Source organism: Caproicibacterium lactatifermentans (assembly GCF_013315815.1).
Taxonomy (GTDB): Bacteria; Bacillota; Clostridia; order Oscillospirales; family Acutalibacteraceae; genus Caproicibacterium; species Caproicibacterium lactatifermentans.
In genome coordinates, this window is record NZ_CP046051.1 from 1,345,584 (window position 1) to 1,364,785 (window position 19,202).

Genomic DNA, 19,202 nt, shown 5'->3' on the forward strand with positions numbered 1-19,202 from the left:
CTTATATTCTAACATGCCGCTTTTTATTTGTCAACTTTTGTTTTCAGTGTCTGCGCGCCGCAAGACTGTCCGCCAGCATACGCAGGAATTCCGCCTGTTCGCCGAAAACAGAAAGCGCCTGTTCCGCCTGACGGGTAAGGTCCGCGGCCACCTGACGGGCCTTCGTCAGGCCAAGCAGCGTAACATATGTGCCCTTTTCGTTCTGTGCGTCACTGCCGGTCGGCTTGCCAAGTGCTTCCGTGCTGCCCGCAACGTCCAGAATGTCGTCCTGAATCTGGAAAGCAAGCCCCAGTGCCCGGGCATAGCGGTCGGCGGCATCGGTCTGTTCCTGGGAAGCGCCGGCCAGTGCACAGCCCATATGTGCCGCCGCACGAATCATGGCACCCGTTTTTTTTGCATCGATGTCCGCCAGCTCTTCCACACGGATGTCTTTGTTTTCATTCAGTAAATCCAGCACCTGACCGGCCACCATGCCGTGGTCACCGGCGGCCTGCGCCAAAATGGAGGCTGCCTGCAATGCGCGGCTGCTTCCGACAGCGGCCGCCTGTTTTTCATCCGTCGCCACTTCAAATGCTTTGGTCAGCAGGGCATCCCCAGCCAGCAGCGCATTGGCTTCGCCGAAAGCCTTGTGGCTGGAAGGTCTGCCACGGCGTAGGTCGTCGTCGTCCATACAGGGCAGGTCATCATGAATAAGTGAATATGTGTGGACCATTTCCAGCGCACAAGCAAATGGCACAGCTGCCTGTGCGTTCCCGCCGCACAGCGAGCAGAAAGCAAGCAGCATCACCGGACGTACCCGCTTGCCGCCGGCCAGCAGACTGTAACGCATGGCTTGGTACAAAACGGCCTCCGTCAGTTGTGGCTGCTCCGGCACCAGTTCTTTCAGTTTTTCTTCCGTCAGACACGCATACTCTTTCATCTGTGCCTGAAATTCTGTCTGATTCATGTTTTTCCGCTCCCCCGGCATTTTGCCGTCATTGCATATTTTTACTTTTCGTCCTTTGTAAAAGTCAGGATACCCGCACAGAAGGAAATGCGGTGGAACGAAGCCTCTGGAAACTGTTTTGTAAAGGAAGCAATATCCAGATAATGTTCGTTCTCGTCCCAGGTACTCCCGCTTTTTTCACGGCATGCCTGCCGTTCTTTATCCGTTGGAAACATGACGTCCCCTATTAGAATACGGCCGCCGGGATTGAGTGTTTGCAGCAGTTCCCGAAGGAATACCGCTTTTTGTTCATCTGTCAGGTGATGAAACGCGTAGGTGCTGATGATATCATCATAAGTCTGCCCGGCAAGCTGCGGCGGCACACCCTTGGAAAAGTCCGCCTGCACCAAGGTAGCTTTCGGCATCTTTGGCTGCGCAGTGTCAATCATTTTACGAGAAAAGTCAATACCGGAAATCCGGCAGCCGGCGTCATACAGCTTTTTGGTAAGGACACCGGTGCCAAAGCCAATGTCCAGCACAGCCGGTGCTTTACCCGTAGTAACGGTTTTATAAATGGTCTGCAGAACGGTATGATACCCCGCAAAAGGATAGGATTCCTCCTGTTCGTTTTTGCTGACACTTTCGTCGTAGGTTTCTGCCCACTCATCAAATCCCTGTTCGTTGCGCATAAAAAATACCCCCTGTCAAAAGCAGTCAATCCGCCGTTTCGTTTTTATCTTTTCCTTCGGAAATGGTTTTCAGCTTCTGTTCGGCTGTCTGCAGTTTGTGGTAGCAGAATGCTGTCAGTTTTACACCTTCATCGTAAAGTTTCATCGTCTTGTCCAGCGGCGCACTGGCGCTTTCCAACTGCTGCACAATATCGGACAGCTTATCCATAGCCTGTTCAAATGTCATTTTCTGATTCATGCAGGTTCTCCTTTTTATCTACTGTACACAGCAGCGTTCCCTGGTCCATACGAACCTGTACCTGCTCCCCTGTGTGAATTTTTTCAGGGCTCATGAGGACTTGTCCATCTATGCTGGTCACAACGGAATAACCGCGGCGGAGCACCCGCAGCGGATTCAAATCTTCCAGCCGACCCGCAAGTACGCCCAGTTCCTGCTGGCGCAGCTGTGTCGGTTTTTCCAGCGCTTCCTGCAGGGACTGCGATAATAAGTCAAGCTGCATACGCTCATCATTCAGACGGTTTTCCAGCCCCATGTGCATAGAAACCGCTGTTTGCAGCAGTGCGTTTTTCAGCTTCTCACCGTCCGGCACAGCCAGTTCCGCCGCAGCACTTGGGGTAGGTGCCCGCAGGTCCGCGGCAAAGTCCGTCAATGTAACGTCCGTTTCATGACCGACCGCGGAAATAACCGGAAGCGGACAGGCAGCTACGGCCCGCACGACCGCTTCTTCATTGAAAGCCCACAGGTCTTCCGCGCTGCCGCCGCCGCGTCCGATAATCAGGACATCGGCACAGCTGCGGCTGCTGAAATACTGCAGCGCCTGCACCAGCTGCGGTGCAGCCCCTTCTCCCTGTACAGCGACCGGATACAAGAGAATTTCCGCCAGCGGCCAACGTCTGGCTGTTACATTTTGTATGTCGTGGATAACCGCGCCGGTCGGGGACGTAATCACACCGATTTTCGTGGGATAACGGGGCAGTTCTTTTTTGCGCTCCGCATCAAACAAACCTTCTCGGCGGAGCTTTTCTTTCAGCTGCTCATAGGCCAGTGCGCGTTCCCCCGCGCCAACCGGCTGCATCTCCTCCACGTACAGCTGATACTGTCCGGAAACCTCATAGGAAGAGATTCTGCCTCGCACCAGTACTTTTATACCGTTCTGCGGGTGAAAACGCAGCCGGCGGGCGGAGGAAGCGAACATAACCGCCTTCACTGCGCACTTTTCGTCTTTTAGGGAAAAGTACAAGTGGCCGGAACGGTAGTGGTCCGTAAAGTTGCTGATTTCTCCGGTCACATAAACGCAGTGAAGCTTTTCGTCCCCTTCCAGCAGGGATTTCACATATAGATTGATTTGTGTGACGGTCAGCACACAGCTCGGTATCATAGCAGTCCCTCCCTGCATGCGGTCAGCACCGCCACGCCTGCGGCATTGTCCGCCGAAAAAGCCGGTTCCGCAAAACAGGCTCCGTATTTTTCCGTCAGCGCCTTCCGAATAAACTGATTGGCCATCACGCCGCCGGCAAAAACCAGCGGCAGGCCGGGATGTTCTTTCAGCAGAGCCGCCGCCATGGCATCCAGCGCAGCCAGCAGACTGCACAGACAATATTTTGCCGTGTCCGCCGCCGGTCGGCCATCGCTCTGCATTTTTAGGCATTTATTTTCAATGCCGGAGAGGGAGCAGTCGGCTCCCTTCATAGAAGGATGAATGCGGAACTGTACCTGCGACTGCGCCGCCAGCTTTTCCAGTTCCGGTCCGGCCGGAAATGGCAGGCCAAGCATGCGGCCCACCCGGTCCACAGCCTGCCCGCCTTTCAGGTCCAGCGACTGTGCAAGCAGTGTGACAGTAAACGGCTCCTCTGTCCCCGGCTGAGTCAAGACTGCTTCGGTCGTTCCGCCGGAAACATGAAAAGCGAGAAACGGACGCTCAAACAAATCCAGCCGGCCGGCGGACCACAGTGCCGCGGCGATGTGTCCCTGCTGATGGGAAAAGGTATGCAGCGGCACACCAAAGCAGGCGGCCGTCTGGCGCGCCGCACCGTGCCCTACCGTAAAGCACGGCATATAGCTGCCCGGCTGTGTACGCGGGCGGGTGGAACAGCCCACCGCTTTTAGGTCCTGCAGCGGTGTCTGCCTCAAAAGTTCTTCCAGCAGGTCCGGCAGCTGCTGCACATGGTGAAAAACCGCGTCACTTTGGCGCAGGCCAAGCTCCCCTTTTTTAACGGGAAGCAGATGTTTCTGCTGATAAATTTTCCTGTCCCGAAACAGGGCCGTGCTGGTCGTATAATTGCTGGTATCAAAAGCTAAAATGTCAGGCATTCCGCGGCAGCTCCTTTGCAGCGCTTCCCAAAATGCCGTTAAGGAAAGGTGCGTCGCCGGCATCGCCGTACTGTTTGGCAAGTTCCACTACTTCATTGATGGAAACGCTGACTGGGATGTCCGCCTCCCATTTCATTTCATACAGTGCCAGCCGTGCCAGTGCCAGGCAAACACGGGACAGGCGCTTTACGGACCAGCCGCGGGCATATTTTCCGATGCACTCGTCCAGCTCTTTTTGGTGCTGCTCAACACCCAGTGCTACCCGTACGGCAAAATCGTCCACCGGCACCGGTGCAGGGCTGTCCTCTTCCTGAAAAGAACCCGCTTCATTTGCGTAATCAATCAATTCATCAATCGTGCCGCCGTTCAGGCTCTGCTCAAACAAAAGGAAGAAAGCCTGTCTGCGCGCTTCATGTCGTTTCATTAGTTACCCCCAAAAAAGAAAGAATCCTCCGCTGTGGAGGATTCTTTCTATCTGTTTCTGTTATTTTGTCAAACTCCACTAAAAACAGTATACCACGCTTTCCGGCAGAGTTGCAAGAGAAACGGCAGAAGCTGTGGTTTTCAGCCTTAAGAGGATTTTTTTTCAATCACTTTAATTTTATCGAAGGAAACGCCAGTCTGTCCGGAAACCGTGTCTTTCACCAGCAAAGCGGCATTTCCCATATTGGCGCTCCCCTCTTTTACAACTGCGCTGCATTCGCCATTTTGCACAAATACGACACAGTCGGAAAAGCCCTTTGCTTTCAGGATATTTTCCGCGTTGCTTTCCTGCAGCTCAATTTGTGCCAAAGCTGCCGACTGCTGCACTGCTTCTTTTTTCGCCGCATCATTGGAACCTGCATCGGTCAGCGTCTTTTCCAGCATCTGCGAAGCATTGTCGCGCGCTTTTTGGCGGTTTAGACGTGCTTCCGAAAAGTAATCGCTGCTGGAAGAAGCGGCCGCTTTGGCAGAAGAAACGGCGGACGACGGCGCCCGGGACGAACTGGCAGAGGATGCCTCCCCCGCATTGACCAGCTGCACCTGCCCCAAGTCGTGGGACGCGGCTGCATCTTTGGCAAGAATCTGGTTCCCGTTTGAGAATCTCCAGTTCAAATAAACAGCCGCGCCGAGCGCCACGACCAGTGCGGCCAGTACCAGCTGACGTTTTTCTACTTTCATGCTGTACTCCTCCATTCGCTTTCCCGGAACCTGTTTTCTGTCCGGATACATAATCGTTCTATATGAATATGTTTATGTGTATGCCCGTAAAAAGATGACAAGGAAAAGCAATGTCTTATGCTGATGGCACAACACATATGCGGGCACTGCTGATACCGGCCGCCGCTGAAACAGCGTCCAGTACGGCCTGCTGCACGGCGGGCTGTGAAGCGCCCGGGCAGGCGACCACCACGCCCTGTACCTTGGGACGGCGGCGGGTGACCGTCAGTGCGTGTTCGCTGCCGTCGGCATCCTTTACAATAATGCAGCTGGTTTCCTGACTGTTTGTGTTCTGTCCGGAGGAGCCCTGCTGCTGCTGCGCCGCATGCTTTTCCCCTTGCGCGTATACCTCGGTTTCTCCCTCTTCCAGCGTCACCAAAATGTGCGGCTTACCCGCCCCCTGTATCTGTCCTATTATAGAAGTCAGTTCTTGTTCCAGTGTCTGCGCATACGCGTCATCGGAAACCGAACTGGCCGCCGCGCTGGAAGCTGTTTGTGTCGTCCGCGCAGAGGAATGGCCGCTGCCGCTGAAAAGGCTGGAAAGGAACAGCAGTGCAATGCCGAGAATGCCGAGAATGAAAACTACCTTCCGCCCAGTATCATTGTTGGCCAGCTTTTGCAGAACGCCTGTCTTTTTCGCTTCACTGTCATTCAACGGTTTTCACCTCCACTTCCATGCCCAGCGACTCCCGCAGTAGAGATTCCGCACGCGCTTGATTGCTGCTGTCCGGCAGCGTTACGGTCACTTTTGCGGTATGTGAACCCTCCGCTGTACCGGACAGCAGCTGTACCTCGACTTTTCGAAAAGCAATGCCCGACTGCTGCAGCCGCACCTCTGCCATCTCCTGTATTTGCTTTTTTGCGGCATCTGTTTTCTGTTGCTGCACCAATGCGGAAAAGCTGGAAGTATTAGAAGCGGCAGAGTCCTGCAGGCTGGATAAATTCATCTTTGGAACGCCCTGCAAAAATGGACCAATTGCCACACACAGCATCATGGTACCCAGTATGAGTTTCAGCATTTTTCCCATGGAGCCACTCGGTGCCAAAATCCGTACCATGGCTGCCGCCACTGCCAGAGCGCACAGTCCGCTTGCCCATGTGCGTATCATGTGGCTCCGCCCCCCATGTTCAGCAGCACGGTACTGGAAACAATCAGTACCGTCATGGAGCACAGCAAAATAGCCAGAAGGATTTCCAGTACACTGCTGCACGCCTGCAGCAAGCCGGCCACTTCCTGCAGGGAAAACACTTTGCTGACCGCCGCGCATATCTGCAACATCATCATCCACAAAAGGCTGCTAATCAAGACCGGCAGGAACATAACCAGCAGTGCCAAAAGAATAAACGCCCCGACGCCTGACCGAAGCATTTGTATACAGCCCGTCACGGTATTCATGGCATCACTGAGCGTACCGCCCACCACCGGCACAGCACTGCTGACTACAAAGCGTGCCGCACGACCGGCCAGTGTATCCGCGCCGTCCGCTGTCAGCTGCTTCATCGCTAAAATACCGGTAAACAATGTCATGGAAAGGCCCAGCAGCCACTTAACTGCTTTGCTGAAACAGCGGAAAAGTCCAAGCAGATTTACGTCCGGCGAAATGGAGGACACAATGGCCATAGCAAGGCATATTTTCATCGCTGGAGCAAACACGCAGGCAGACAAAAGCTGTACCGCATTCCCGGCCGTTGTCAGCAAAAGCTGCATAGAAGCAGCGGAAGCCGGCCGTCCTGCCGCCGCCAAAACGGCTGCGCCAACCGGTACAGACGCCAGCGTAAAACCGCACGCCGTATGAATAACGGAAGATGCCCGCACCAGTACATTGATAACCGGTTCCACAATGCCAACACAGATGCACAGTGCCGCCACGACATCCGCTACTCCTCCCAGCGGTCGGTCCCCAAAGGACAATTTCATAGAATTGACCAGCGCACAGAGAAGGATAATGCCTAAACAGCTGCCCGCCGCATGCAGCGGCCCTTTGCCTTCTGTACCGGCCAGACCAAAGACAGCGGAAAAGAAAGTCTTGGGGTTAATATCCCCAACGCTTTGAAAATTGCTGTCATCTACACCAAGGCCGGCAATTTGCCGCCGTGTTTCTGCCGGCAGTTTTTCCGGCAGCTGGTCCGCACCGCTTCCCTGCATTTGCTGTGCATAGTACGGCGGCAGAGAAGACGTTCCCGCCGCCGTACATGGTATGCAGGTACACAAAAGCACCATGGCCGCAGCAAGTCCCGCAAAAAGGAATCTGCACCGTTTCCTCCACTCCTTGCTTTTCATACTTCCCCCTACTTTTTCACCAAAGCTGACGCAATGGACGCCACGCGTGCAAACAGCGGCAGCGCCAGTACCAGAATGCCCACTCGGCCGGCCAGCTCCACCTTGCTGGCCAATGCTGTTTCTTCGGCATCCCGGCAGGCATCCGCCGCAAACTGTGTAAGGAACACCACCCCCAGTGCGCGCAGAAGAATACCGCTGTATTCCCCGCCCACACCCGCTGAGGACAGCAAACCAGAAATCTCCCGCAGGGCAGGCAGCACCGCCTGCAGAATCTCCAGCACAATCAGCACACCAGCCGCTGTGCGCAGCACCACGGCATATTCGCTGTTTGTCCGGCGCAGCAGGGCTGCAAAGACTGCCGCCGTAAGGGCCGCGCCGATAACGCCCGCCAAATGAATACTCATAAGCCAAAAGTGGACTTAATGGTACGGAACAGAACATCAATCTGCTGGATAATCATCATCAGTACCACAATCAGTCCGGCCAGTGTCGTCATCATCGCCTGCTCCTCTCGGCCGGAGCGAATCAGCAGCTGGTTCAGCACTGCCACAATAATGCCGATGGCGGCAATCTTAAAAATCAGGTCCACATTCATGCAGCGCACCTCCGCTCTTTTTACAGCAATACCAGCGCAAAAATCAGTCCGCCGCAGACGCCCAGCATCCGGTAAAGCTTTCCGTCCTTCTGATACGTTTTTTGTGATTCTTCCAGTTCCTGCCGTGTTAGTTCTTCATATAAAGTACAGTGGGCCAGCTGCCCCTGCATATCCGTTGCGCCGAACCCTTCGCCAAAGTTTCGCAGCAGTACCCTTTCCTGCGGTGTCAATGAGGAATCGGACGATGCCTTCTGCCACGCCTGTGTAAAAGGTTCTCCTGCTTCAATTGCTGTAAAATACGGTGCTAAAAAATCCAGCTTTCGGCCGTGGTGCTCAACAATGTCCTGCACCGGTGCCGCCGTACAGGATATTTCCGCCTTTGCCGCGGACAAAAACTGCAGAAAATCCTGTGCACGGTCCCGCCGCAGGCGCAGCTTACGCGATTGCAGGCAACCCGCCGCCGTTCCCGCGAAGACAAGGCAGAGCGCTCCCAGTATTCTGAGCAAGCACATCACCCGCCTTCACCAATTTGGCAACACGCCCCGGCCGGCCGCCGGACAGCAGTGCTACCTGTGCAAAGGCCCCGCTCTGCAGCAAAGCCCTTGCCTGCGGCCGGGCGGCCAGCTGTTCCAAACTGCCCGCATGTATACTGGCAATCACACTGGCGCCGGCATTTACGCTTTGCAGCAACGCTTCCGCTTCCTGCCCGCTGCCGAGTTCGTCGCAAATAAGGTACTCCGGTGAAAGGGACCGCAGTGCCAGCAGCATTCCCTCTGCTTTAGGAAAGCCGTCCAAAACGTCGCAGCAGGGACCAAGGTTATTGCCGTACTCAGCACGGTTTGCTCCGCACAATTCACCGCGTTCGTCCACCACTGTCACCTTGTGAATTCGCCCGCATGCACCACTGGAAAGCTGACGCGCAATATCCCGCAGCAATGTCGTTTTGCCGCAGGCAGGCGGTCCCGCCAGCAGCAGCCCGCCGCTTAGGTTCCCTGCACGCTGCAACAGTGCTTGTGCACAGCCGTCTACCTGCCGTGCGACCCGCAGGTTAATGGAAGTGATATCCCGCATACCGGTAATGGTGCCGCCGGTCATCACCGCCGTGCCGGCAAGCCCCGCGCGGTGGCCGCCCCGCAGGGTTACGTATCCTTTTCGTATCTGTTCCTGATAACTGTAAACCGAAAAGCTGCACAAAGTCCGAAAGCTCTCGTACAAATCCGCCTTAGAGGCGCACAGGCCGTCCCGCGGCAACAGCGTGACACCGCCTTCCTTTAAGAACCATGTACTGCCGCCGTCCCACAGGCAGACCGGTTGCCCTACATGCAGACGTATCTCGGACACACGGCTGCGAATTTCCTCCGGCAGACGCAGCAGCAGTGCCCGTAAACGCGGGCAAAGTGCCCCTGCTGCCTGATTAAACTTCTGTGCATTTTCTAATTTTCCTGCCATTTTGGTTTGTCCCACCTTTCCTATGTCCCTACATCTTATGAGGGACAGGCACTGCTTAGAACTGCCGTCCAAAAGCAAAAAAACGGCAGATACCACAGAGAAACTCTCCGTGGCATCTGCCGTATCCATTATTATGTCTGAATGAAATTTTTATGCCGTATATTCATAATCGAACGAAGTACGCCCACAGATAACCTGATGCACCAGTTCCTTAATTTTCAGATGCTCCGGGTGTGTCTGATAAGCTTCCTGTGCCTTTTTATCTGTAAAATCTGCAACCAGGCACAAATCATATTCGCCACCGTTATAGTTGACACCGACGTCGATGGCGGTCAAACCATCCACTATACCCAACAGAGCCTTGAAACGGCTGCGCAGGCTAGCGGCAATCCCCGCAGCGTTGTCGCTCTGGGCTTTTTTCAGCTTCCACAAAACGATATGCTTTACCATAATGACGTTACCTCCTCTGTTCTAACAGTGATGAATTTATCTAAAATATATCAGCCAGGAACATACCGATATTGGGTTTATTATAACATAAAAATACGCTGGGATATAAAAAGTTGTTTCTTTAGATAAAAATTTGTCATATTACACAAACGGAACCGTGGTTTCCCTGCACGGGATGTATAAAATACGGGTGTTTCTGTTTTCCTCTTTTTCTATGTTTTGAAAGTAAACAGAAAAAATTCCGCAGTCAAAAGCTGCGGAATCTGTTTTCTATTTTCTGCGGTCATTCTCTTTTTTGCCGGCAGCCCGGTGGCATTTCCCGCAGGCACTGCACTGGGAGCAGCTGCCACAGCAGCCGCGGTGCTTCCAACTGGAACGCGCCGCACATACTGCCAGCACCAATAGAATCAGCAGAACAATCCAGTCCTGTATCTGCATATCTTGTTTCCTTTCTGAGAAACACTCAAATCACACGGGAGCCAATCTGATAAATGGCGAAGGCCACCAGCCAGCCAATGCCAGTCTGGTACAGCACAACGGACAGTGCAGAAAGGCGGGAATGCATTTCGCGGCGGACCGCTGTGATAGCCGCCACACAGGGTGTATACAGCAGTGTAAAAGCAAGGAAAGAAACCGCCGCAAGCGGTGTGAACATCTGGGAAAGCATATGCGGCAGAGCAGCGCCCGTAGCACCGGTCAGAACAGCGAATGTGCTGATCACTGCTTCCTTGGCGGTGAACCCCGCCAGCAGGGCCGTGCTTGTACGCCAGTCGCCGAAACCAAGCGGCGCGAAAATCGGCGAGATAAAACGGCCAATGTCGGCCAACATACTGCTGCCGCTGGAAGAAACGGGATTTAGGTGCGTGTCAAAGGTCTGTAGGAACCAGATGATAATCGAAGCCATGAAAATCACGGTGAAGGCGCGCTGCAGAAAATCTTTTGCCTTTTCCCACACCAGCAGGCCCGTGTTGCGCGGAGTGGGCAGACGATAATTCGGCAGCTCCATAACAAAGGGAACTGGTTCCCCGTGAAAAACCGTATGCTTCATCAGCAGAGCACTGAGAATGCCCATGAGGATACCACCTACATACAGGCAAATCATGACCAACGAACGATATTTCGGGAAAAAGGCCATGGTGAACATGGTATAAATGGGCAGCTTGGCACTGCAGCTCATAAAAGGTGTTAGGAAAATGGTCATTTTGCGGTCCCGTTCACTGGAAAGTGTACGGGTGGACATAATTGCTGGAACTGAACAACCAAAGCCAATCAGCATAGGAACAAAGCTGCGGCCGGAAAGGCCGATTTTTCGCAGCAGGCTGTCCATGACAAACGCTACACGCGCCATATAGCCGCTGTCCTCCAACAGAGAAAGGAAGAAGAACAGCACCACAATGGTCGGCAGGAAGGAAAGCACACTGCCCACACCGGAAAAAACGCCGTTGACAACCAGTGACTCGACAACAGGGTTAATGCCGTAGGCTTTTAATGCGGTATCTGTCAGGTCAGTAAGTGCGCTGATTCCCATTGTCATCAAGTCGCTGAGCGCCGCGCCGATAACGCTGAAGGTCAGCCAAAAAATGAGGAGCATAATGCCGAGGAAAATGGGAATGGCCGCATATTTGTTGGTCAGGACCTCATCAATCCGCACACTGCGTCGGTGCTCCGCACTCTCCTTCGGCTTAATCACGGTATTGCCGCACAGCTTTTCAATAAAGGTATACCGCATATCGGCCACAGCCGCTTCCCGGTCGGTATTCATATCGTATTCCATTTCTTTTACGGTATGTCCCAGCAGCTCTATTTCATTCTGGTTGAGTTTCAAGACCTTCAGCATGGGTTCATCACCCTCTACCAGCTTGGTTGCCGCGAAACGGGGTGGAATGCCTGCACGCTGGGCATGGTCCTCTATCAAGTGTGCCACCGCGTGAATGCAGCGATGCATGGGGCCGCTGCAAAAATCCTGCCGCTGTGGTCGGCGCTTTTCCTCTGCCGTTTCCAGGGCAACTTCAATCAGTTCATCAATGCCCTCATTTTTGCTGGCGGCAATCGGAATGACCGGTACGCCCAGTTCTTTCTGCAGTTCCTGTATATGTATGGTTCCGCCGTTGTTGCGTACCTCGTCCATCATATTGAGGCACACAACCATGGGCAAATCCAATTCGATAAGCTGCATTGTCAAATACAGGTTCCGCTCGATATTGGTGGCATCCACGATATTGATAATTCCGTCCGGATGATTTTTAAAAATAAAGTCACGCGTTACGATTTCTTCACTGGTATAAGGTGACAGAGAATAGATACCCGGAAGGTCAACCACCACTGCACCCTTGTGCCCGCGGATAACGCCGTCCTTTCTTTCCACCGTAACACCGGGAAAATTGCCGACGTGCTGGTTGCTGCCGGTCAGCTGATTGAATAAGGTCGTCTTCCCGCAGTTTTGGTTACCTGCCAGTGCAAAAATCATTTCTCAGTCCCCTTTTCTGCTTCCAAAGTAATATTGCGGGCGTCTTCCAACCGCAGGGTCAGCTCATATCCGCGCAGTTCCAGCTGAATAGGGTCCCCCATTGGGGCAACTTTACGCATGGTCACACGGGTGTGCGGGGTAAGACCCATTTCCAGCATGTGGCGGCGCAGCGCACCCTGCCCGCCTACCTGGGCAATCACAGCTGAATGGCTGATGGGAAGCTTATCTAAAGTCATGGTTTCCTCCTTGTGTTAGCCTATGCTACCTATAGTTAGTCTATACTATCTTTCTACTCCCTGATTATATCGTAACGGGCAAAAAAAGTCAAGAAAGAAGACCGGATTCCACCGCAAAAAGTGGAACCCGGTCCTTTTATGCACCTATGAAATTTATTTGCCTGTATGTTCGGTTTTGGGCAGTTCTTTTCCGGAAAGCGTGCGGGCAACAACGACACCTGTCGCAGAGGCCTGCATTAAACCGCGGGTAATGCCCGCGCCGTCACCAATCGCGTACAGTCCCGGAATCTTGGTGGAAAATGTGTTGTCCACCGCCATTTTTGAGGAATAGAATTTAACCTCCACGCCGTACAGCAGTGTATTCTTGCTGTACAAACCGGGTGCAAGTGCATCAAACGCTTTCAGTGCTTCTACAATCGAAGTCAGATGCCGATGCGGCAGCACAAAGGAGAGGTCGCCGGGCACGGCTGTTTTTAAGGTCGGGACGGTTGTGGATTTTGCCAAACGGGAAGCACTGCTGCGGCGTCCCAAAAGCAGGTCGCCCAGACGCTGTACCATAATGCCGCCGCCTGTCAGCATATTGCCCAGCTTTGCAATGTAACGGCCGTACTCAATCGGCTGATGGAATGGTTCCGTAAACTTTGTGGAAACAAGCAGTGCAAAGTTGGTATTGTCGCTGTGACGTTCATCGTTTGCGTAGGAATGTCCGTTAACCACTGCCAGGCCGCCGTCCGGACCGTCATAGTGTTCCTCGCTGACAATACCGCCCGGATTCATGCAGAAAGTACGGACTTTATTTTCAAAAGTATCCGAATAATAAACCAATTTTGCCTCATATAAACTTTTGGTCAGGCAGTCCATGACGCCGTTTGGCACCTCTACCCGAACACCGATGTCCACCTCGTTGTTGGTCAGCTGCAAACCGGTTTCGTGCGCAATGCGGGTAAGCCACGCGGCGCCCCCGCGTCCCGGTGCCGCAACGACCGTTCCGGCCGCAACACGGCGGATAGTCCCGTCCGCAAGGGATAATTCCGCACCGGCCGCACGGCCATTTTCCACAAGAATCCGTTCCGCTGTCGTATGCGGTAAAAAAGTAAACTGTGGTTTTTCCGCAAGGTAATCGTACATGGCTTTCAGGACCTGATAGCTGTACTCAGTGCCCATGTGCCGTACCGGGCATCGGATAAGCTGAATATTCTGCCGGCGCGCTTCATAGGCAATTTTGTCCGCGGTGCGGTCACCAAGGCCGAACACTTTTTCCGGTGCGCCAAAGTGCAGGTAAATGCTGTCACAGTAATGAATGAGCGCCTGTGCCTGTTCCCGCGGCATATAGTCAACCAAGTTGCCGCCGACGTCTTCATTTAGGGACAGTTTGCCGTCCGAAAAAGCGCCTGCTCCCGCCCAGCCGTTCATAATGCTACAGGTTTTGCAGTGCATACAGCGTCCGCCGGTTCTTGCCGGACAGCGCCGGTCGTCGATTGCACTGCCGCTGTCGACCATCAGAACGGTTTTGTCCGGCGCCAAACGGTCCAGCTCCAATGCCGTAAAGATACCGGCAGGGCCTGCACCAATAATGAGTACATCATATGTATTTTTCATTTCTTATCCTTTCGCTCTGTCAATGCTTTTACAGCATGCAATCCAGTTTGACACAAACTTTGTTATTATAATAGAGCGTTTTCATCTTGTCAAGCATTTTCTTTTATCTGCTTTCACACAGCAAAAAGGCGCACCTTTCTTTTGCTGTGTGCCATAGCATCTTTTCCATTTAAATAAGCCGATAGGCACAGTCTGTTCTGGAACAAGCCGCGCATTTCCCATCGCAGGCTTTTCCGCCCGTCTTCACCGGCTGCGGGGAAACGCCAACGATAGCCGTTACACTTTTTGTCGGCACCAATAAAAGGCTCCGCGTGCAGGAAAGGCCAATGCGTTTTTGTGCATCTAAAATCTGCAGCAGCCGGTCCTGACAGGAAAGGTCCAAATCCCCGTACCCGGGGCTGTACCGCGGACGCAGGAACAGAGATTCCTTTGCAAAATGCGACGCTAATTTTTCACAGCATTCATCACAAAAAGTTTCCGTCATAGCAGCGGCGGCAGCCTGCAGCACCGCTGCCGGTGTCACCGCTGAAGCCGCTGCACGCTGCATCAGACGGTCCGGTGCAGGCCCCAGTGTTGCCGCAAACAGGCACACCTGTGTACACCCCTGCAGATGTTCTGCCAGATTTTGGCTGACAAGGTTAAGCCTCGCCGCAAATGTGTGGTTTCCCCGCACAGTAACCGGATAAGAAGCCCATATCCAGTGTGGCGTGCATGTTTTTTGCAGCAATTCCAGCGCCCGCTCCACCTGCTGCCGAATGGTGGGGCCGGGGTCCGCTCTGCCGCAGCCGAGGTAGCGGTAGATTTCCCGCCGGTCAGTCTGCATGACTGGAAATGACATGGGACAGGTTGCTGAGAATCTTAGCCGCCACATCCGGCTTATTCATGGTGTAAATATGAATGTGTTCCACGCCGTTGGCAATCAAATCAATAATCTGTTCGGTCGCGTAGGCAATGCCGGCCTGTTTCATGGTGGCCGGGTCACTGCCGAAACGGTCAACCAAACTTAAAAAGCGGCGCGGCAGATAAGTGCCGGAAAGTTCCACGCAGCGGCGCATCTGCTTGGCGCTGGTCAGCGGCATAATGCCCGCAAGGATAGGCACATGAATTCCCACCGCAAGCGCACGGTAAAGAAAATTATAAAAAAGGTCATTGTCAAAAAACATCTGGCTGGTAAAGAAGTCACAGCCGGCATCGGCTTTTTCCTTCAGATACTGCAAATCTTCCGCCTTATTGGCGCTTTCCACATGGCCTTCCGGATAGCACGCACCGCCAATGCAGAAGTTTCCCATTTCCTTCAGGTCTGTAATCAGTTCACAGGCATGGCGGTATTGCCCGTCCCGCGGAAAGGAATCGTCCTTGGGCAAATCTCCCCGCAGTGCCAGAATGTTCTCAATGCCGTTTGCCGCAAAACGGCGTGCAACCGCAAGAACTTCCTGCTTTTCCGCGGAGACGCAGGTCAAATGTGCAAGGGCCGGCACCCCGCATTTTTCCACTTCCGCCGCAAGTTCAATGGAATTTGCACAGTTGGTGCCGCCTGCCCCGTAAGTCACACTGACAAAGGCGGGCTGCAGGGCCGCAATGGCGTGAACGACCTCCCGCGCATGCGGCAGTCCGGTGCCTTGTTTGGGCGGAAAAATCTCACAGCTGACAGTAACCTGCCCCGGTTTCAGTAAATTCTTAATTTTCATCTGCCGTCCCTCATTTTCCTCTCTTGTCTGCAGTAAAGCGTTGTGAACCTTAACTATGTCGTTTAGTATATCATACATTCTAAAAACGTGCTATTCTTTTTTACTGCAAAGCGCAGAAGTTTCCTCGCGCCAAACGTGACAAATCCTGTCTTTTCTATTATAATAGACAGGAATTCGCAAAACAGGGGGAACCAATATTGGATAAGGCAGCGATATGTGCGCTGGCACAGGCAGCACGCACGGACCTTGAAAAAAAAGCACATCTGTGCCTACAGGCACTGCGGGGACCACGCCTGCCGGGCGGTACCGGCCTGCGGCAGGACCAACTGCTGCATCTGGTATCCCGCCGCGGTGAAGATACCGTCTGCCGGAAGGCTGCCTGCCGCTATTTTATGGAGCTGGCGGGTATCCGCTATATGGAAGTAAACGGCTGTCTGCCGCAGCGTGTTCTTTCCCCCGCCGCCGGAAACGAACTTCCGCAGATACTGGAAAGCTGGCTTTCCACCCATGCGGATACACTGGACCGGGATGAGATATACACCCGGCTTTTCCGGCGGGAATGTGCCCGCCTGCATCAGCTGGTTCCCGATTTTTTCCCGAAGCCCGATTGTACAGACCTGCTCCTTTCCTTAAGCTATCGGCACGGCGCAGCGGCGCTTTTCCGGGACAGCCTTCCGGAAGACGCGTGGAAAGACCAAATTGAAATCATCGGCTGGCTGTATCAATATTATCACCTGCAGGAAAAGAATGCCGCTATTGATGTTTACCGTGGTGCCGTGAAAATGCGTGACGTACCAGCCGCAACGCAATTTTTCACGACCGACTGGGTTGTAAAATACATGGTGCAGAATACGCTTGGCCGTGTGTGGCTGGAGGGTCACCCGGACAGCCGTCTGCGCACAAAAATGCCCTATTTTTTGGATACGCCCCAGAAAGCCACACGCAGTCCTATGAATCCCGAGGACCTGCACCTGCTGGACCCCTGCATGGGCAGCGGACATATTTTGGTTTATGCCTTTGACCTATTGTTAAATATATACGCGGAATGCGGCATCCCTGCACAAAAGGCTGCGCCGCTGATTCTGGAAAAGAATCTGTGGGGACTGGATATTGACGAACACAGCAGGCAGCTGGCCGCTTTTGCATTGATGATGCGGGCATATGCCTGTGACAAAGATATTTTCAATCAGCATCCTCTTCTGCATCTGTGTACCATTCACAGCAGCAAAAATGTACCCCGCCGGGCGGTGCACTTTGCCTCAAAGCACGACGAAGCACTGCAAGATGACCTGCAGCGCATTCTTTACGCGTATCACGGCGCGGAACAATACGGTTCGCTGATTTCCGCACCCCGGGTAGAACTGCCCGCTTTGAAAAAACGATTTCAAGAGATTCAACAGACACAGCAGACCGGAAACTTGTTTCAAATGGAAGGCCGCCGGCTGGCACTGGAAACACTGCTGCCGCTGGTAAAACAAACGGAAGTGCTTGCCGGACAGTATGACGCCGTGGTAACCAATCCCCCCTACCTAAGCCACATGGACCGCCCGCTGCGCCGCTTTGTTGACAAGCACTGGCCGCACTGCAACAATGACCTGTTCGCGGTATTCATGGTACGCTGTTTCGGCTTTTGCAAGCCCGGCAGCTACTGCGGTTTTATGACCCCATTTGTATGGATGTTTATTAAAAGCTATGTCAATCTGCGCCGCTTCCTAGTAAAGGAAAAATCCGTTTCGTCACTGGTGCAGCTGGCATATTCCGCTTTCGAGGAAGCAACTGTGCCGCTGTGTACCTTTGTCCTGCAAAATAAAAAAGAGGAAGACCCCGGACGTTATCTAAGGCTGACCGGCTTTTCCGGCGGCATGGATGAAATGGGCCGATATGTTCAGGAGGCAGCCGCACATCCCGGAAATAGCTGGGACTTTGAGGCACGCCTGTCCGACTTCCGCCAGATACCGGGCAGTCCCTTTGCTTACTGGGCCAGCGGCAGCATTGCTCGTGTCTTTCGGCAGGGCACTCCTCTTGGCCGCATGACGCCGGTCTGCAACGGACTCTTCACCTGCAGCAACCGGCGCTTCCTGCGAAAATGGTGGGAAGTGGACCGAACTGCGATTGACTTTTACTGTACCAGTGCGCAGGACTGCCGCAGCAGCGCCTGCCGCTGGTTCCCCTACAACAAAGGCGGCGCCTACCGAAAATGGTACGGCAATCAGGAATGGGTTGTGGATTTTTCCGACTTTGGTGCGGAAATTCAGCGCTACCGCACAGCAAGCGGCCAGAGTGCCGCCATGCCGGGACGGCAATACTATTTTCATGAGAGCCTAAGCTGGAGCTTTGTTAGTTCCAGCCGGTTCGGTGTCCGTGCCTATCCGCCCGGATTTGTCTTTGATATTGCCGGTTCTTCTTTGTTCCCGGAACCAAAGGACCGGCTGTACCGGCTGGGCTTCCTGGGCAGTTCCACCGCTTTTCAGCTTTTGCAGATTCTGAACCCAACCCTGAACTGCCAGGTCGGCGACATTTCCCGCCTGCCCGTTCTGGAAGCAGACGACCACACGGAAATTGACCATTTGGTACAGGAAAATATTGAACTTTCCAAAGCTGACTGGAACGACAGCGAATTAAGCTGGGACTTTACTATGCCGCCGCTGCTGACTGCTGAAGGTAATACACTGGCGGAAGCTCAGGCAAATCGTGAACAGGAAGCAAACATACGCTGGAACCGGCTGCGACAGAATGAGGAAACCATCAACCGGCACTTTGCTACCCTGTACGGAACCGGCGCACCTACCACCGTACCGGAACGGGATTTGTCCATTGCGCCCGTCAGCCGAGAACGGGACGCGGAAAGTTTGCTTTCCTACTTTGTCGGCGTTTACTTTGGCCGCTGGTTCTGCCGTTTCTGGCAGCCAAAAGAACGAAAACCGGTCCTGCTGCTGGAGGAAGCACCGCAGCTCTTTGCCGATTTTCTGGAAGCACGCTTTGGCACCGGCGCGGCGGACGAACTGGCACCTTTCCTTGGAAAAGGCAGCACTGCTTATGTATTCAAGCGGCGCTTTACCCGCACTTTCTTTCGCAGCCACTGCCAACAATACAAAAAGCGGCCTGTTTACTGGCAGACTTCATGCGGAAAACCTGCCCTGCTCTACTATTTCAGCGATTTGCAGCAGGCACTCACTTTTCTCGCCGAACTCGCCCCGGAAGAAGCGGCACTGCAGACACTTGCTGCAAAGCCGCCGCACTTTGACCGAAATGACGGCATTCCTGCCAACTTTGCAAAACTGCAATCTATACTGCGAAAAATATAAAAGAATC

Annotated in this window: 22 protein-coding genes; 1 reads left to right on the top strand and 21 read right to left on the bottom strand. The window is 53.7% G+C overall.

The genetic code is table 11. The annotated features are described in order from the left end of the window. Window positions 1-43 precede the first annotated feature (43 nt). The 21 genes from GJQ69_RS06565 to GJQ69_RS06665 form a co-directional block, all read right to left on the bottom strand. Window positions 44-946: a polyprenyl synthetase family protein gene (locus GJQ69_RS06565; protein WP_174193311.1), complete on the bottom strand. Its 903-nt coding sequence runs from the start codon at window positions 944-946 to the stop codon at window positions 44-46. Between the two features lie 41 nt (window positions 947-987). Then, on the bottom strand, window positions 988-1,614 hold the full coding sequence (locus tag GJQ69_RS06570) for a class I SAM-dependent methyltransferase (RefSeq protein WP_086035500.1): 627 nt from the start codon (window positions 1,612-1,614) through the stop codon (window positions 988-990). A 25-nt stretch (window positions 1,615-1,639) separates the two neighbouring features. After that, complete coding sequence (gene xseB / locus GJQ69_RS06575) at window positions 1,640-1,852, bottom strand: exodeoxyribonuclease VII small subunit (RefSeq protein WP_086035499.1); 213 nt, start codon at window positions 1,850-1,852, stop codon at window positions 1,640-1,642. Beyond that, window positions 1,830-2,993 carry an exodeoxyribonuclease VII large subunit gene (xseA, locus tag GJQ69_RS06580; protein WP_086035498.1) on the bottom strand — a complete coding sequence of 388 codons (1,164 nt, stop codon included), beginning with the start codon at window positions 2,991-2,993 and terminating at the stop codon, window positions 1,830-1,832. The genes xseB and xseA overlap by 23 nt, the downstream gene beginning before the upstream one ends. Then, the gene (locus GJQ69_RS06585) at window positions 2,990-3,925 is read right to left on the bottom strand and encodes a tRNA (adenosine(37)-N6)-threonylcarbamoyltransferase complex transferase subunit TsaD (RefSeq protein ID WP_086035497.1); all 936 of its coding nucleotides are present in this window, start codon (window positions 3,923-3,925) and stop codon (window positions 2,990-2,992) included. Before GJQ69_RS06585 ends, xseA begins: the two co-directional genes overlap by 4 nt. Continuing rightward, window positions 3,918-4,349, bottom strand: coding sequence for a transcription antitermination factor NusB (gene nusB, locus GJQ69_RS06590; protein WP_174193313.1), 432 nt, complete (start codon window positions 4,347-4,349; stop codon window positions 3,918-3,920). Before nusB ends, GJQ69_RS06585 begins: the two co-directional genes overlap by 8 nt. A 146-nt stretch (window positions 4,350-4,495) precedes the next feature. Further along, window positions 4,496-5,086 carry a SpoIIIAH-like family protein gene (locus GJQ69_RS06595; RefSeq protein WP_086035495.1) on the bottom strand — a complete coding sequence of 197 codons (591 nt, stop codon included), beginning with the start codon at window positions 5,084-5,086 and terminating at the stop codon, window positions 4,496-4,498. 115 nt (window positions 5,087-5,201) lie between these two features. Beyond that, the gene (locus GJQ69_RS06600) at window positions 5,202-5,780 is read right to left on the bottom strand and encodes a hypothetical protein (RefSeq protein ID WP_086035494.1); all 579 of its coding nucleotides are present in this window, start codon (window positions 5,778-5,780) and stop codon (window positions 5,202-5,204) included. Next, entirely contained in the window at window positions 5,773-6,234 is a 462-nt protein-coding gene (locus GJQ69_RS06605) for a stage III sporulation protein AF (RefSeq protein ID WP_086035493.1), read from the bottom strand. Before GJQ69_RS06605 ends, GJQ69_RS06600 begins: the two co-directional genes overlap by 8 nt. Further along, window positions 6,231-7,406: a stage III sporulation protein AE gene (locus GJQ69_RS06610; RefSeq protein WP_086035492.1), complete on the bottom strand. Its 1,176-nt coding sequence runs from the start codon at window positions 7,404-7,406 to the stop codon at window positions 6,231-6,233. The genes GJQ69_RS06605 and GJQ69_RS06610 overlap by 4 nt, the downstream gene beginning before the upstream one ends. An 8-nt stretch (window positions 7,407-7,414) precedes the next feature. Further along, a complete protein-coding gene (locus GJQ69_RS06615) occupies window positions 7,415-7,810 on the bottom strand; it encodes a stage III sporulation AC/AD family protein (RefSeq protein WP_236849660.1) in 396 nt (131 codons plus the stop codon). Beyond that, on the bottom strand, window positions 7,807-8,001 hold the full coding sequence (gene spoIIIAC, locus GJQ69_RS06620; protein ID WP_086035491.1) for a stage III sporulation protein AC: 195 nt from the start codon (window positions 7,999-8,001) through the stop codon (window positions 7,807-7,809). Before spoIIIAC ends, GJQ69_RS06615 begins: the two co-directional genes overlap by 4 nt. Window positions 8,002-8,021: 20 nt before the next feature. Continuing rightward, window positions 8,022-8,507: a stage III sporulation protein AB gene (locus tag GJQ69_RS06625; protein WP_157658910.1), complete on the bottom strand. Its 486-nt coding sequence runs from the start codon at window positions 8,505-8,507 to the stop codon at window positions 8,022-8,024. Next, window positions 8,437-9,450 (bottom strand): hypothetical protein, encoded by a 1,014-nt coding sequence (locus GJQ69_RS06630; RefSeq protein ID WP_086035489.1) that lies wholly within the window; start codon window positions 9,448-9,450, stop codon window positions 8,437-8,439. The genes GJQ69_RS06625 and GJQ69_RS06630 overlap by 71 nt, the downstream gene beginning before the upstream one ends. A 150-nt stretch (window positions 9,451-9,600) precedes the next feature. Continuing rightward, window positions 9,601-9,900: a Dabb family protein gene (locus GJQ69_RS06635; RefSeq protein WP_086035488.1), complete on the bottom strand. Its 300-nt coding sequence runs from the start codon at window positions 9,898-9,900 to the stop codon at window positions 9,601-9,603. 270 nt (window positions 9,901-10,170) lie between these two features. Beyond that, window positions 10,171-10,338 (bottom strand): FeoB-associated Cys-rich membrane protein, encoded by a 168-nt coding sequence (locus GJQ69_RS06640; RefSeq protein WP_086035487.1) that lies wholly within the window; start codon window positions 10,336-10,338, stop codon window positions 10,171-10,173. Window positions 10,339-10,363: 25 nt separating this feature from the next. After that, a complete protein-coding gene (feoB, locus tag GJQ69_RS06645) occupies window positions 10,364-12,367 on the bottom strand; it encodes a ferrous iron transport protein B (RefSeq protein ID WP_086035486.1) in 2,004 nt (667 codons plus the stop codon). Then, a complete protein-coding gene (locus tag GJQ69_RS06650; protein ID WP_086035485.1) occupies window positions 12,364-12,603 on the bottom strand; it encodes a FeoA family protein in 240 nt (79 codons plus the stop codon). Before GJQ69_RS06650 ends, feoB begins: the two co-directional genes overlap by 4 nt. A 153-nt stretch (window positions 12,604-12,756) precedes the next feature. After that, window positions 12,757-14,202, bottom strand: a complete 1,446-nt coding sequence (locus tag GJQ69_RS06655; protein WP_086035484.1) for an NAD(P)/FAD-dependent oxidoreductase — start codon at window positions 14,200-14,202, stop codon at window positions 12,757-12,759. A gap of 169 nt (window positions 14,203-14,371) precedes the next feature. After that, window positions 14,372-15,040 (bottom strand): vitamin B12 dependent-methionine synthase activation domain-containing protein, encoded by a 669-nt coding sequence (locus GJQ69_RS06660; RefSeq protein WP_086035483.1) that lies wholly within the window; start codon window positions 15,038-15,040, stop codon window positions 14,372-14,374. Beyond that, window positions 15,015-15,890, bottom strand: a complete 876-nt coding sequence (locus GJQ69_RS06665) for a methylenetetrahydrofolate reductase (RefSeq protein ID WP_174193315.1) — start codon at window positions 15,888-15,890, stop codon at window positions 15,015-15,017. The genes GJQ69_RS06660 and GJQ69_RS06665 overlap by 26 nt, the downstream gene beginning before the upstream one ends. Window positions 15,891-15,982: 92 nt before the next feature. Between GJQ69_RS06665 and pglX the strand changes: the two genes are divergently transcribed. After that, entirely contained in the window at window positions 15,983-19,195 is a 3,213-nt protein-coding gene (gene pglX, locus GJQ69_RS06670; RefSeq protein WP_274379850.1) for a BREX-1 system adenine-specific DNA-methyltransferase PglX, read from the top strand. The last annotated feature ends 7 nt before the right edge of the window (window positions 19,196-19,202 follow it).